We start from the raw sequence: 13,239 nt of genomic DNA, 5'->3' as shown, positions 1-13,239 counted from the left end.
GAGCGACCGGGTCGGTTCGCGGCGAGTCCAGCGAGCCCGCCCTGTACCGGCAGGCAACGCGGTCTTCATCGTCGTCGCCGAACCCGTCGTATGGCCGACCGGAACGAAACGTGGTTCGGACTGCGGCGGGACGCCAAGCCGCTGGTGCTCGCCGGCCTCGCGCTCGGGCTCGGCTTTGGCGGCTTCTTCGACGGCATCGTCTTCCACCAGATACTCCAGTTCCACCACATGCTCTCGTCCTATCCGGATTCGAGTATCGCGACCGACCTCGAACTCAACGTGCTGGCCGACGGCCTCTTTCACCTCGCGACGTACGTGTTCACCGTCATCGGCGTCGTGTTACTCTCGCGAGCGTGGCGCTTTCATCCGGTGCCGAACTCCGGGCGGACGCTACTGGGCGCAGTGATCATGGGCTGGGGCGGTTTCAATCTCATCGAAGGACTGGTGAGTCACCACCTGCTCGGAATTCACCACGTCTGGCCCGCCGGCCCGGGACCGGTCGTCCTCTGGGACGCGGGCTTCCTGCTCTGGGGCGTGCTCTTCCTCGGCGGCGGCTATCTCGTGATCCGAACCGACAGCGCGGCGACGCCGACGGCCGGCGACGACGCGGTCGCGACGGACGGACGCGGCTAGGGTCCGATCCCCCGGACGGAAGACAAAGCTTGGCTTTATCAGTCCGGAGGGCGACGGTCGAGATATGCAAGGAAACCTGCCGCCGGAAGCACAAGAGAAAATCGAGCAGCTACAGGATCTGCAGGAGACGGCACAGGAAGTCGCCGTCCAGAAACAGGAAGCCGAATCGGGTCTCACCGAGGCACAGAACGCCCTCGACGAACTCGAGAACATCGACGAAGGAACGACGATGTACCGGAACGTCGGCGAACTCCTCGTCGAGACCGACTACGACCAGGCCGAGGAGGACCTCGAGGACAAGGTCGACTCCCTCGAAATCCGCCTCGAGACCCTCGAGAAGCAGGAAGAGCGCGTCCAGGACCAGTTCGAGAGCCTTCAGGAGGAACTCGAGGACCTGCTCGGCGGCGGCATGGGCGGCGGTCCGGCCGGTCCCGGCGGCCCGGGCGCTGGCGGCGCGTAAATGCCGACTGACGAGCCGACGGACGAGACCGTCGTTCAGACGGCCTCGGACGCCGCGGAAGGCGTCATCTTTTCACAGTACAAACAGTCCGACGTGCGCGATTACGACGTGACCGTCGTCTTCGAGGACGGCGTCCTCGAGGTCGACGTCTACCTCAACGCGCCGGCGGACGAGGCCGATCCCGAACAGGTCGCCGACGACGCCGCGCTCGCGGCGCGACACGCGGTCGACGACCTGTTCGGGGCGTAGCCGGTCCGTCCGAACGTCGTTTCTCCCCGGCACACCGACGGAGAGCGGCCGCTACGTCCGAGGGCCACCAGGGGCGAGCAACTCGATCGGATGCGGAACGTCGCGCTCGAGTAGCGTCTCGAGGTGGTCGCCACAGGACGTCCCCGACGCGACAACGGTCTCGGCACCATCGACTTGCGTCGCCAGCCGCTCGCCGACGTCCAGACTGAGTTCGTAGTACTCCCGCTTGTATCCGAAGGAGCCGGCCATGCCACAACACTCGGCGTCGGAGGTCGCGGGCGCGTACCCGCACTGCTCGAGGACGGCGACGGTTGGCGCTTCGAGATCGAGCGTGCGCTGCTGGCAATGGGAGTGGTAGGCGACCGGCGCTGCGCCGTCGCCGGTCGACAGGGCCGTCGGATCGGCCCCGTTCTCGAGGAGTCCGTAGACGTACTCGCAGAGTTCGTAGCTGCCGTCCCGAAGCCGCTCGAACGAGTGCTCCGGCAGCAGGCGCTCGTACTCGCGGTGCATGGCCGCCAGATCGGAGGGTTCGATGACGACCACGTCCCGGCCGGCATCGAGGTCCTCGGCCAGCGCGGCGTAGAGGCGACTTGCCTGCCGGTCCGCCGTGGCGATCATTCCCTGGGAAAGGGCCGCACGTCCGCTTTCAGGGAGGTCGGGGACTCGCACCGGAACCCCCAGCGCCTCGAGCGCACGGACGGCGGCCTTCCCGCGGTCGACGTCGACGTAGTTCGTGTAGACGTCGGGGTAGAGAACGACCTCGCGGTCGACATCGGTGCTCCCATCTCGGGAGTTCGCTCGTGCTGCCCGTTGGCTCGACGCGTCCGCGCCGCCTCGCCCCTCGAACCAATCGACGAGCGACTGTCGACGGAAGGTCGGCAGGTCGCGCCGCCGGTCGATACCGAGGGTCCGCTCGAGAACCGCGCGGACGGGGCCGGCGTCGGCAAGCCAGTTCGAGACGGGGGCGGTCGCGCTGGCGGCCTTCGCGACCGCGCCGATGTTGCCGAAGAAGCGTTTGCCGGGGTCGAGCCCGCCCGACTCCGCGTCGGGGGTGAGGCCGTCGACGAGAAAGTCGTACGATTCGGCCTCGGCGCTGCGGTTGAGCCGGTCCCTGACGACGGTGTTGATCCACGGGATGTCGATCTTCACCGGGCAGGCGTCGACGCAGTTCGTACAGCCGGTACAGAGGTCGTTGAACTCGGCCGCGGACGCCTGACCGTGGACGCCGGCCTCCCAGCCGGTGGCGATGCCTCCCGAATAGGTCTCGCCGCCGAAGCCGTGGCCGCCGACGGACTGGAAGTTCGCACACGAGTTCGAGCACGCGCCACAACGGATGCAGTACAAGGTTTCCCGGAGTTGGTCGTCCTCGCACATGTCCATGCGGCCGTTGTCCAGCAGGACGAGGTGGAAGTCGCGGTCCTGGTCTCCGGGTCCGTCCGCTCCCGTCCCGTCGGCCGCCGCTCCCTCGCCGGCCGTGATCGGCTCGTCCGGTGTGTCGAAGTCCAGCGTCGGCGAGTCGGTCGGCGGCGACAGCATCGTCACGTACTGGGAGATCGGCTGGCCGGTCGCGCTCTTTGCGATGATGTCGACGAACGGCTCGAGGTCCGACAGCGTCGGGAGCAGTTTCTCGACGCCCGCGACCGCGACGTGCGTGTCGGGCGTGACCGCACATTTCCGGGCGTTGCCCTCGTTCGTGACGAGCGCGATCGTCCCGCTGTCGGCGACGACGAAGTTCGCGCCGGTGACTCCCACATCGGCGTCGGTGATGATCTCGCCGAGGTGGTCCCGGGCGAACCGCGTGAGTTCTTCGGCGGTCTCGAACGGCTCGTCGGGGTCGAACCGCTCGTTGAACAACTCGGCGATCTCCGCGCGGGAGATGTGCATCGCCGGGCCGACGATGTGGGAGGGCGTCTCGTCCGCGATTTGGAGGACCCACTCGCCCAGATCGGTCTCGGTGACATCGATCCCGTCGGCCTCGAGCGCGTCGTTGAGCTCGATCTCCTCGGTCGTCATGGACTTCGATTTGACGACCGACGGCGACGCGGCCGCTGTCGCGCCGTCGGTACCGTTCGCGGCCTCGCGGTTGACCACGTCGGCCACGTACGCGTTCGCGTCCGCGGCGTCGTCCGCGACGTAGACGGTCCCGCCGTTTTCCTCGACGGCTTCGCGGACCGTCTCGATCAACTCGGGGAGCCGATCGATGGCGGCTTCCTTGATCGATCGCGCCTCCGTCCGCAGTTCCTCGAGGTCGTCGGTCCCGCCGTAGGTCTCCTTTCGGCGGGCGTTCGAGGCGCTCGCCTGGGCGTGGATCGCCGGTCCCTCGGTCTCGAGCAGGTGCCGAATCCGGTCCGCTCGGTCCGAGCGCGTGCGTTGGGCCATCCTATCGATCCTCCAGGACGATCACGTGAACATCGCCGGGCCCGTGGACGCCGTGGACGAGGTCGCCCATGTCGGCGGTCGCGCTCCGGCCGGTCGCGAAGACGACGCTGTCACGACCCGCATCGAACCCGTCGGCGAGTCGGTCGAAGCCGGTGCTGAGATCGGGGACGATATCGCTCTCGGCGACGACGGCGACGTGTCGCTCCGGGTAGAGACTGATCGGTTCCGCGCCGCCGGCCGTCGATTCGACGGCGACCGTGCCGTACTCCGCGATCGCGAACCCGACCGGGGTGACGCCGGTTCGAGCAGCCGTTAGCTCGGCGGCCGTCGGCTCGGTCGTCACCGATGCCGGGAGCGATACGCCGTCGAAGGGGAGGGGAACACCGATCGCTGGTTCCGCAGCGATCGTTCCGATCCGCTCGCTCGCGTCGGCGGCCGCCACGCGCTCGAGTCCAACCTCGAGTCCCTCGAGTGCGCGTTCGAACCGGCCGACAGTGTCGACTGTCATCGTGTCTCACATCCGGGCGAACGGTAAAGACAGTGACGGTCGGCCCGTTGTCATGTCGTGAGGGTACGGTGGCGCGACTCGGAACGGCCGCGTGACTACCGCGATTCGCAGATCGCCAGGAAGTTCTCGAATATCTCGTCGCCCTCCTCGGTGTGGGCGACCTCGGGGTGCCACTGGACGCCGTAGAGATCGCGGTCGGTGTCGCTCATCGCTTCGACGTTACAGACGTCGCTTTTCGCCGTCAGTTCGAAGCCCGCCGGCAGTTCCGTGACCTCGTCGGCGTGACTCGCCCAGACGCGGGTTTCGGGGTGCAGCGAACCGGTCAGCGGGTCGTCGTCGTCGACGATGTCGACGGTCACGTCGGCGTACCCGCCGTACTCGCCGCTCCCGACGCTACCGCCGAGTTCAGCGGCGATCAATTGCATTCCCAGGCAGATGCCCAGAACCGGCACGTCCGCCTCGAGATAGGCCGGCGACTCCCCGATCCGATCCATGTCCGGGCCTCCCGAGAGGACGACGCCGTCGGCGTCGACGTCTTTCGGCGGCGTCTCGTTATCGATCAATTCCGTGTCGACGCCGAGGTCGCGAAGCGCCCGGCGCTCCAAGTGGGTGAACTGTCCGTGGTTGTCCACCACGACGATCTTCGTCATTGGGTGCCCGTAGCGGCCCACCCGGTAAAAGCGGTCCGAAAACCGCTCTCGGCGTCGGTGACGACGGCGATCGCAGCGAGGCTTACGGATAGTGCCCGCCCGAGGATGGGTGTGACGAGGAGGATCAGGAAGCAGGGCACACATCCCGACGGAAACGGCGAGTTTCGACTCGGTGTTCCGGTATGTTTATGCGTTCGTCACCGGTTACAACTGACATGGCAGTCGATCTCAGCGAATTCGAGCATCCGTCGTGGCTCACTGCGGCAGGAACGGGTATCGGGTATGTCGCCATTCTCGGGCTGCTAACACTGCTGATGTTCGTCGTTCCGTGGCTCGTCTTCTCGTCGCTGTAACGTCGACCCGGCGTTCCGACGGACAACGCGTTGCCACTCGATGTTCTCGGTCCCTGTCGAGAGCGCCGAGCGGTGCGGCCGGCCGTCAGCTATTGCGGCCGCAGCGATCCCGGTAGAGAGAACGCGGCGGTGGGTCCACACTGCGACCGCCCATCGACGATATCGCCGTCGCTCGAGCGGCGGAAAACCGAAAGAGGAGAACGGCTGTCGACGTCGGGGTGCGTTCAGGCGAACGTCTTCGAGACCTCTTCGGACTCGTCGGATTCGGCCTCGACCTTGTCCCAGGCGCTGCGGAAGTCCTCCATCCGGATCTCGGTGCGGTCGTCGCGAATGGCGAACATGCCGGCCTCGGTACAGACGGCTTTGATGTCGGCACCGGAGGCGTCTTCGGCCTCGGCGGCCAGTTCGGCGAACTCGACGTCGTCGGCGACGTTCATTCCGCGGGTGTGGATCTCGAAGATGATCTCGCGACCCTCCGCGTTCGGCTTGGGCACTTCGATCAGGCGGTCGAACCGGCCGGGACGGAGAATGGCGCGGTCGAGCATGTCGAAGCGGTTGGTGGCGGCGATGATGCGGATCTCGCCGCGCTCCTCGAAGCCGTCCATCTCGGAGAGCAGTTGCATCATCGTCCGCTGGACCTCGGCATCGCCGGAGGTCTTGGATTCGGTTCGCTTGGCCGCGATGGCGTCGATCTCGTCGATGAAGATGACGGCGGGCTCGTGTTCGCGGGCGACATCGAAGAGGTCGCGAACCAGCTTCGCGCCCTCGCCGATGAACTTGTGCACCAGCTCCGAGCCGGCCATCTTGATGAACGTGGCGTCGGTCTGGTTGGCGACGGCCTTGGCGAGCATCGTCTTCCCCGTGCCCGGCGGCCCGTAGAGGAGGACGCCGCTGGGCGGATCGATCCCCACGTCGTCGAACATCTCGGGCTTCTCGAGGGGCATCTCGACGGTCTCTCGGACTTCCTGCATCTGCTCTTCGAGCCCGCCGATGTCCTCGTAGCTGACGTCCGGACTCTCGGTGACCTCCATCACGCGGGCGCGGACGTCGGTCTCGTTCGAGAGGGGCTTGACGATCGACAGCGAGTTGTTGACCGCGACCCGGGCGTCGGGTTCGATGTCCGCGCGCATCTCGTCGGTGACTTCCGTCAGCGCCTCCTGGTTGTTCCCGTGTTGTTTGATGATGACGCCCTCGTCCGTGACTTCCTGGACGGTGGCGACGAACAGCGGGGACTGTTTGAGTTTCTTGTTCTCGTGTGTGAGACGCTCGAGTTTCTGCTGGTACTTGTTGTTCTCGGCGTTGGCGTCGAGGAGTTTGTCGCGCATCTCCTCGTTTTGCGCCTCGAGGATCTCCAGCCGTTCCTCGAGCGCCTGGATTTTCTCCTGTTGGGACGCCTCGTCCTCGTCGTATGGGAGGTCGACGTCGTCCGCGGTGTCGCTCATTACCCGCCCTTTGGGTGCTGGTTCATAAGAGACTTCGGGTAGGTGCATTCGTCCTCGAAATATAACCGTAGGATATTAAACCGAATAGCAAATATTATTACTCTGTATTCGGAATGGGGGAGTAGGATGAGTGCTTCAGAGCGGCTTCGACAGGAGACTACTGAGCGCGGAACGTGGGACGACGTCCGAGACCTGCCGCCGAGCGCGAAACTCGTCGCGAAGGTCCTCGAATACAACGACACGATGACCCAGCAACAGATCGCCGACGAGACGCTGCTGCCGTCCCGGACGGTCCGGTACGCGTTGAACCGTCTCGACGAGGAGAACGTCATCGATTCCCGGTTCTCGTTTTCCGACGCTCGCAAGCGGCTCTACAGCCTCGGGATTGACTCGTAAGCGCGATCTAATCGTCGTTTCTCGCGGCGGATGGATTCCACCGTCAGCGGCTCGAGTCGTCGTTTTCCGGCCCACCAGTCAGGAGAGCGACTGCTGTCCACGGCGATGTCAGTCGACGGCGGTACACACCATCCCGATCGACCGGAGTAGTAGTCGGGAACACAGGAGTTCCGATCGATCCGACTCGCTCGAGACGTTCTCGGCGGTTTCCCGCTCAAGGGCACAGGCTCGCTCCGTTCCGCATTTGAGCGTTCGGTCGGATCGGACTCCGGCCATTTCTGCGACGCTTTCGTTCGGTACCCGCTCGACGTCATACGTTGATACCGTTCCTGAGCCGACGAGGTCGTCCGGATAGAGAGAGAGCGGATTCAGCAAGAGCCCGATCACGAGGACCAACAACACCAACGTCTTCGCGGTCGTGGCGTTCATGCAACGCAACTCTCCCACTACTCACGCATGTTTCGTCTCCAACCAATAGGTGCTGTGATTATTGTGGGATAGTTCACAACCACAAGCCCGATTCGCCTCGGTTGCCACTGACGCGACCCATCCGGTTCACTTTCACTTCGGTCACGGAATCCCTTTAGGGAGCGCCTGCCAACGAGGGGACAATGACGCGGGTTATTCATACGGGCGACACTCATATCGGGTATCGGCAGTATAATTCGCCCGAGCGACGCCAGGACTTTCTCGAGGCCTTTCGCTCGGTCGTCGAGGATGCCGTCACCGACGATGTCGACGCGGTGATCCACGCCGGCGACCTCTTTCACGACCGCCGGCCGAGCCTCGTCGACCTGCAGGGCACCGTCGACATCCTCCGGACGCTCGCCGACGCCGACATCCCCTTTCTCGCCGTCGTCGGCAACCACGAATCGAAACGCGACGCACAGTGGCTCGATCTCTTCGCGGACCTCGGTCTGGCGACACGGCTCGGGGCCGAGCCGGTCGTTGTCGACGACACCGCCTTCTACGGACTCGACTTCGTCCCTCGATCTCGTCGGGACGATCTCACCTACGATTTCGACGCGCTGCCGGCCGACGCTGCTCATGCGAGTTTAGTGAGTCACGGTCTCTTCGAACCCTTCGCACACGCCGACTGGGACACCGAAACCGTCCTCGCCGAGTCGACGGTCGATTTCGACGCCGTTCTGCTGGGGGACAACCACAAACCCGACACCGCCGAAGTACTGGACACGTGGGTCACCTACTGCGGTTCGACCGAGCGCGCGAGCGCCAGCGAGCGCGCGGACCGAGGCTACAACCTCGTCGACTTCGCGGACGACGGGACGGTCGGTATCAGTCGCCGCGGCCTGCCCTCGACCCGCGAGTTCGTCTTCGTCGACGTTGCCCTCGCCGCGGACGAGGGCATCGACCGCGTCCAGGAGCGGGTCCGCCAGCACGACCTCGCGGACACAGTCGTCATCGTCACCGTCGAAGGCGAGGGACGACCCATCGCCCCGGCGGCCGTCGAGGAACTCGCAATCGACCGCGGCGCGCTCGTCGCTCGCGTGAACGATCGCCGGGACCTCCCGGACGAGGACGAGGACGTGTCGGTCAGTTTCGCCAACCCGGACGATGCGGTCCGCGAACGGGTGCGAGAGATGGGTCTCAGCGACGCCGCCCTCGAGATCGACGAGACCGTCCGGAGCGGCGATCTCGCCGACTCGAACGTCCGCGATGCCGTCGAGCGGCGGGTTCGCGACCTGCTCGAGGACGACGACTCGGCGTTCGAGTCTGCCCCGGAGCGCCACCCGGGCGACGAGGACGTGACGACCGTTGCCGACCACCTCGCTGACGGTGCGGAGCCCGCCCCCGAGTCGACCGACGATGCGCCCGCTGAAGGGGCGGCGAGTGACAGCGCCGACGCGGTCGACGACGGCGGGACTGCGGGCACCGATGACCCCGACGAGCCCGCCGACGCCGACACCGCCTCGCTGGGTGATTTCGCATGAGAGTCGATCGCGTTCAGTTGTTGAACTTCAAGTGTTACGGCGACGCCGATCTCACGCTCGAGCGCGGCGTCACCGTCGTCCACGGCGTCAACGGCAGCGGGAAGTCGACGCTGCTCGAGGCCGTCTTCTTCGCGCTCTACGGCTCGAAGGCGTTGGACGACCGCACGCTCGACGATGTCATCACGACCGGCGAGGAGGAAGCGGCGGTCGAACTGTGGTTTACCCACGACGACCGCGAGTACCACGTCGAGCGCCGGCTCAAACTGCGCGGCGACCGCGCGGCCACGACGAAGTGCGTGCTCGAGACGCCGACCGAGACGATCGAGGGCGCTCGCGACGTTCGTCGGGAGGTCACGCAGCTCCTGCGGATGGACGCCGACGCGTTCGTCAACTGCGCGTACGTCCGGCAGGGCGAGGTCAACAAGCTCATCCACGCCTCGCCGAGCGATCGCCAGGACATGATCGACGACCTCCTCCAGCTGGGCGCGCTCGAGGACTACCGGGAGCGCGCCAGCGAGGCCCGCCTCGGCGTCAAAGCGGTGCTGGACGGCCAGCGGGAGGTCCTCGAGGACGTTCGCACTCAGGTCGAGCAGAAAGAGGCGAAGGACCTCCACGAGCGGCTGAACAGCCTCGAGTCCCGCCGAACTGACGTCGTCGAGGAGATCGATCACTACGAGACACAGCGCGAGCAGGCCACGGAGACGCTCGAGACGGCCGAAGACGTCCTCGACCGCCACGAGGAGACCCGTGAGGAGATCGCGGAACTGACTGCCGATATCGAGGCCCTCCGATCGAAGATTTCCGAGACCGAGCGCAAGCGCGAGGCGGCGGGCGACGAGATCAGCGAGGTTCGGGACCGCCGCGAGGAACTCGCGGCCGAACGCGGCGACCTCCTCGAGACCGTCGGCCTCGAGAGCGACGACCCCGACGAGGGTGCGGTCCGGGACCGCATCGCGGAACTCGAGGCTCGCGACGAGGAACTCGGCGACGAGCTACAGGAGTTGACGGTGACGATTCAAACCGGGACCGACGAGATCGAGCGACTCCGCGAGGCGGCCGACGACTGCGAAGCGCAGGCCGAACGCGCTCGCGAGGAGGCCGACGACCTCGACGAGCGAATCGAGGCCGACGAGGAGGCGATCGCGGACCGCGAGGCGAAACTCGAGGACCTCGAGGCGGAGATCGAATCCGCGCGGGCGACGTTCGACGACGCGCCGATCACGTTCGGCGAGGCGGCGTCCCACCTCGACGACCTCGAGACCGAACGCGAGGAGCTGGACGCGGCGATCAACGACATCACTGCCGACATACGCACCGCCGAGAACGCGATCGAGGAGGGCGAACGGCTGCTCGAGGAGGGGAAGTGTCCCGAGTGTGGCCAGCCGGTCGAGGACTCGCCCCACGTCGACGTGCTCGACGACCGCCGGGAGGAACTCGCCGACCTCGAGGCCGACCGCGAGGACCTCGACGCGGAGCGTGAGAACCTCGACGACCGGATCGACCGCGCCGAGGCGCTCCGGGAGGCCGAACGGCGAGTCGAGCGACTCGCGGAAAATCGCGACAACATCGAACAGTTACTCGCCGAGAAACGCGAACGTCTCGCGGACCGGCGCGACCAGCGCGATCAGCTCCGAGCGGACGCCGCGGAGTACGACGCCGACGCCGACGAAAAGCGATCCGCGGCGGCCAACCGTGAGGACGAGGTGGCAGACGCACGGGCCGAACTCGGCGAGATCAACACCGAGCGCGGGGAGCTCACGGAGACCCTCGAGTCCCTCGAACGCATTTCCGCGATCGCCGACGAGCGGGCGAGTCTCGAGAGCGAGATCGAAACCCTCCGCGAACGGCGGCAAGACTGGAAGGACATGAACGACGAGCGCCGCGAGACCCTTTCCGAAAAGCGCGACCGCAAACGCGACCTCGAGTCGGAGTTCGACGAGGACCGCATCGAAACGGCACGCGAGGACAAGGCCAACGCCGAGCGCTACATCGAACAGGTCGACGACAAACTCGCCGAACTCGAGGAGCGGCGGACCGAGATGCAAAACGCCATCGGTGCCGCCGAGAACGAACTCGAAGAACTCGAGCGGCTTCGCGACCGCCTCGAGTCGGTCGAGGATCGCTGTGAGCGACTCGAATCCCTCTACGAGGAGGCCGAGACCCTCCAGACCACGTACGGTGACCTGCGGGCGGAACTGCGCCAACACAACGTCGAGACCTTAGAGCGGCTGCTCAACGAAACGTTCGAACTGGTCTATCAGAACGATTCCTACGCGGCGATCGATCTCGACGGCGACTACCGGCTGACGGTGTATCAGAAAGACGGCGAGGCGCTCGAGCCCGAACAGCTATCCGGCGGCGAACGAGCACTGTTCAACCTCAGCCTGCGGTGTGCGATCTACCGGCTGCTCGCCGAGGGCGTCGACGGATCGGCACCGATGCCGCCGCTGATTCTCGATGAGCCGACGGTGTTTCTCGATTCGGGTCACGTGACCCAACTCGTCTCACTGATCGAGTCGATGCGCGAGCTCGGCGTCGAACAGATCGTCGTCGTGAGCCACGACGAGGAACTCGTCGGCGCGGCCGACTCGCTCGTCCGCGTCGAGAAGGACGCGACATCGAACCGGTCGCGGCTCGAACATGGTGAACCGCCGGACGTAGAACTACTCGCGTCCGACTAGACTCGTTCGCTGGAACCGTCTCTAGACGGTGGTCGACCACGAGACGTTATGCTGATCTGGGGGAGACTGTTCGATTGAGGGGTCCGCTCCCGGTTACTCATCGATCGGCTCTCGAAGGGACAAATAGCGGAATCGTTCCAGTATACCCGGCACAACACCGATCTGTAACTGACCACCCAGTATCACGCTAATCCGTCCCGGATGGTCGATACTTCGCTTCCGTGCATCACTATCGCGATTCGTGAATTACTGCAGTCGAGGCGAGAGGTGCATCATGGATCGTCCGACGGGGACTCGTCGAGTCCCGGCGTTTCAGTTCGGAGCGTCTCGAGCGCCGTCTCACAGTCCTCGGTCACTCGATACCCGCGTTCCCCCGCGACTTCGGCTTCCTCGAGCAGGTCGGCGGCCGAGAGGATCGTTAGGCGGCCGTGCAGATCGCTCTCGCAGCAGTCGTAGGTGTCGAGCAGGGTCCGGACCCCGAGCGGCCCCCGGTCGGCGAGTTCGATCAGCAGGCCCAGCGTCTCCGCGTCGTGAACGTTCGTCAGGAGGGTGAGAACGGGGTCCGGAACGCTTCGGGCCGCGGTCTCGAGGACGGACCCCTCGTCGACGGCCTCGAGACGGTCGTTGCGGATGTAACACTCGTTGCCGGTTTCGGGGTCACGGACGAGACTCGCGCTGTCCGATCGCTTGAGAAGCAGGTACCGTTTGCCGGTGTCGTCCTCGACTGTGTTCATGGGCTGTCGTTTTGCTCCGGTGATCGTGAGCGGGGAACGTCTCCCGCCGTCGGGTCGGCCTCTGAACCGTCGGTCGGTCGCGGTGTAGCCGTTCCCGTGTCGGTATCGGCTCCGTCGTCGGCCTCTGAACCGTCGGCGAGACTAGCGTCGCGGTCTCGCTTGAGCGTTCTGTATCGACGGCCGGCGAACCCGCACAGTACGGCCCCGGCGGCGACGAGGATGCCGCCGCGGGACAGATCGCCCTCGAACACGACCAATAGCGCCCCGAGCGAGACGGCCAGCACGGCGGCATTGATGACCAACACCAGCGACCAGAACGCCTCGAGGAGGTCGCCGGAGACGTCAGTCTCGTCGATGGACACGGTTGGCGGGTCGATCCCGTCCGACAGATCGGGCAGGTCGTTGTCCGGAACGTCGTCCTCGGTCGACACCTGTGGGATCGTGAGCCCGTCGCTCTCCTCGTCGTAGAGGTCCACTTCCGGGTCCCACTCGTCGGGCTCGTCTTCGGGCCGGTCGAATACCACATGCGGGTCGATGCCCAGGGAGGAGAAAAACGTTCGCTTCGCGAGTGTCGCCTCAGGCCAGATCCTCGAGCGTGAGAGTTCGAGAGGTCTCGACCCACGCGAGCGGGTTCTGGGCGTCGTAGAAGACGACGCCGTCCTCGGTCTCGTACGATTCGATCGTTGCGGTCCCCGCGGGTTCACTACTCGGCTCGCTCCGATCCGTCGCGTCGTCGTTCACATGGGTGGACACGTCGATCACCTGAGCGCATGCTATGTGTTACCACTTTATATGTCTTGTT

At 65.6% G+C, this 13,239-nt stretch carries 15 protein-coding genes; 7 read left to right on the top strand and 8 right to left on the bottom strand.

From position 1 onward, the window contains the following. Positions 1 to 90 precede the first annotated feature (90 nt). The 3 genes from C487_RS08285 (at position 91) to C487_RS08275 (ending at position 1,342) form a co-directional block, all read left to right on the top strand. Entirely contained in the window at positions 91 to 633 is a 543-nt protein-coding gene (locus C487_RS08285; protein ID WP_006185275.1) for a DUF2243 domain-containing protein, read from the top strand. Between the two features lie 64 nt (positions 634 to 697). Then, positions 698 to 1,093, top strand: coding sequence for a prefoldin subunit beta (locus tag C487_RS08280; protein WP_006185273.1), 396 nt, complete (start codon positions 698 to 700; stop codon positions 1,091 to 1,093). Next, complete coding sequence (locus C487_RS08275; RefSeq protein WP_006185272.1) at positions 1,094 to 1,342, top strand: DUF3194 domain-containing protein; 249 nt, start codon at positions 1,094 to 1,096, stop codon at positions 1,340 to 1,342. 51 nt (positions 1,343 to 1,393) lie between these two features. Here C487_RS08275 and C487_RS08270 read toward each other — a convergent pair whose 3' ends face one another. The 3 genes from C487_RS08270 to C487_RS08260 form a co-directional block, all read right to left on the bottom strand. After that, positions 1,394 to 3,721, bottom strand: coding sequence for an LUD domain-containing protein (locus C487_RS08270; protein WP_006185271.1), 2,328 nt, complete (start codon positions 3,719 to 3,721; stop codon positions 1,394 to 1,396). A 1-nt stretch (position 3,722) separates the two neighbouring features. Next, positions 3,723 to 4,229: an LUD domain-containing protein gene (locus tag C487_RS08265; protein WP_006185270.1), complete on the bottom strand. Its 507-nt coding sequence runs from the start codon at positions 4,227 to 4,229 to the stop codon at positions 3,723 to 3,725. Between the two features lie 95 nt (positions 4,230 to 4,324). Further along, the gene (locus C487_RS08260) at positions 4,325 to 4,879 is read right to left on the bottom strand and encodes a GMP synthase subunit A (protein ID WP_006185269.1); all 555 of its coding nucleotides are present in this window, start codon (positions 4,877 to 4,879) and stop codon (positions 4,325 to 4,327) included. Between the two features lie 215 nt (positions 4,880 to 5,094). On the opposite strand from C487_RS08260, the gene C487_RS20985 reads away from it, so the two are divergent. Further along, positions 5,095 to 5,232 carry a hypothetical protein gene (locus C487_RS20985; protein ID WP_006185268.1) on the top strand — a complete coding sequence of 46 codons (138 nt, stop codon included), beginning with the start codon at positions 5,095 to 5,097 and terminating at the stop codon, positions 5,230 to 5,232. A gap of 224 nt (positions 5,233 to 5,456) precedes the next feature. Here the strand turns inward: C487_RS20985 and pan1 are convergent, their stop codons facing one another. Then, complete coding sequence (pan1, locus tag C487_RS08255; protein ID WP_006185267.1) at positions 5,457 to 6,674, bottom strand: proteasome-activating nucleotidase Pan1; 1,218 nt, start codon at positions 6,672 to 6,674, stop codon at positions 5,457 to 5,459. A gap of 126 nt (positions 6,675 to 6,800) precedes the next feature. On the opposite strand from pan1, the gene C487_RS08250 reads away from it, so the two are divergent. Further along, positions 6,801 to 7,070: a MarR family transcriptional regulator gene (locus tag C487_RS08250; protein WP_006185266.1), complete on the top strand. Its 270-nt coding sequence runs from the start codon at positions 6,801 to 6,803 to the stop codon at positions 7,068 to 7,070. A 108-nt stretch (positions 7,071 to 7,178) separates the two neighbouring features. Here C487_RS08250 and C487_RS08245 read toward each other — a convergent pair whose 3' ends face one another. Continuing rightward, positions 7,179 to 7,499 carry a hypothetical protein gene (locus tag C487_RS08245; protein ID WP_006185265.1) on the bottom strand — a complete coding sequence of 107 codons (321 nt, stop codon included), beginning with the start codon at positions 7,497 to 7,499 and terminating at the stop codon, positions 7,179 to 7,181. A 182-nt stretch (positions 7,500 to 7,681) separates the two neighbouring features. Between C487_RS08245 and mre11 the strand changes: the two genes are divergently transcribed. Beyond that, complete coding sequence (mre11, locus tag C487_RS08240; protein WP_006185263.1) at positions 7,682 to 9,022, top strand: DNA double-strand break repair protein Mre11; 1,341 nt, start codon at positions 7,682 to 7,684, stop codon at positions 9,020 to 9,022. Further along, entirely contained in the window at positions 9,019 to 11,703 is a 2,685-nt protein-coding gene (rad50, locus tag C487_RS08235; RefSeq protein ID WP_006185262.1) for a DNA double-strand break repair ATPase Rad50, read from the top strand. Before mre11 ends, rad50 begins: the two co-directional genes overlap by 4 nt. Before the next feature lie 272 nt (positions 11,704 to 11,975). Here rad50 and C487_RS08230 read toward each other — a convergent pair whose 3' ends face one another. Genes C487_RS08230 through C487_RS08220 form a run of 3 tightly spaced genes read right to left on the bottom strand, consistent with a single transcriptional unit; the run spans position 11,976 to position 13,199 of the window. After that, on the bottom strand, positions 11,976 to 12,437 hold the full coding sequence (locus tag C487_RS08230; protein ID WP_006185261.1) for a DUF7346 family protein: 462 nt from the start codon (positions 12,435 to 12,437) through the stop codon (positions 11,976 to 11,978). Further along, the gene (locus C487_RS08225; protein ID WP_006185260.1) at positions 12,434 to 12,961 is read right to left on the bottom strand and encodes a DUF7322 domain-containing protein; all 528 of its coding nucleotides are present in this window, start codon (positions 12,959 to 12,961) and stop codon (positions 12,434 to 12,436) included. The genes C487_RS08230 and C487_RS08225 overlap by 4 nt, the downstream gene beginning before the upstream one ends. Before the next feature lie 52 nt (positions 12,962 to 13,013). Beyond that, positions 13,014 to 13,199 carry a DUF7331 family protein gene (locus C487_RS08220; RefSeq protein WP_081603331.1) on the bottom strand — a complete coding sequence of 62 codons (186 nt, stop codon included), beginning with the start codon at positions 13,197 to 13,199 and terminating at the stop codon, positions 13,014 to 13,016. Positions 13,200 to 13,239 lie beyond the last annotated feature (40 nt).

The sequence above is a fragment of the Natrinema pallidum DSM 3751 genome (assembly GCF_000337615.1).
Lineage (GTDB): Archaea > Halobacteriota > Halobacteria > Halobacteriales > Natrialbaceae > Natrinema > Natrinema pallidum.
The sequence above is the reverse complement of the archived record's forward strand: the minus strand, read 5'-3'. Positions and strand labels throughout refer to the sequence as shown.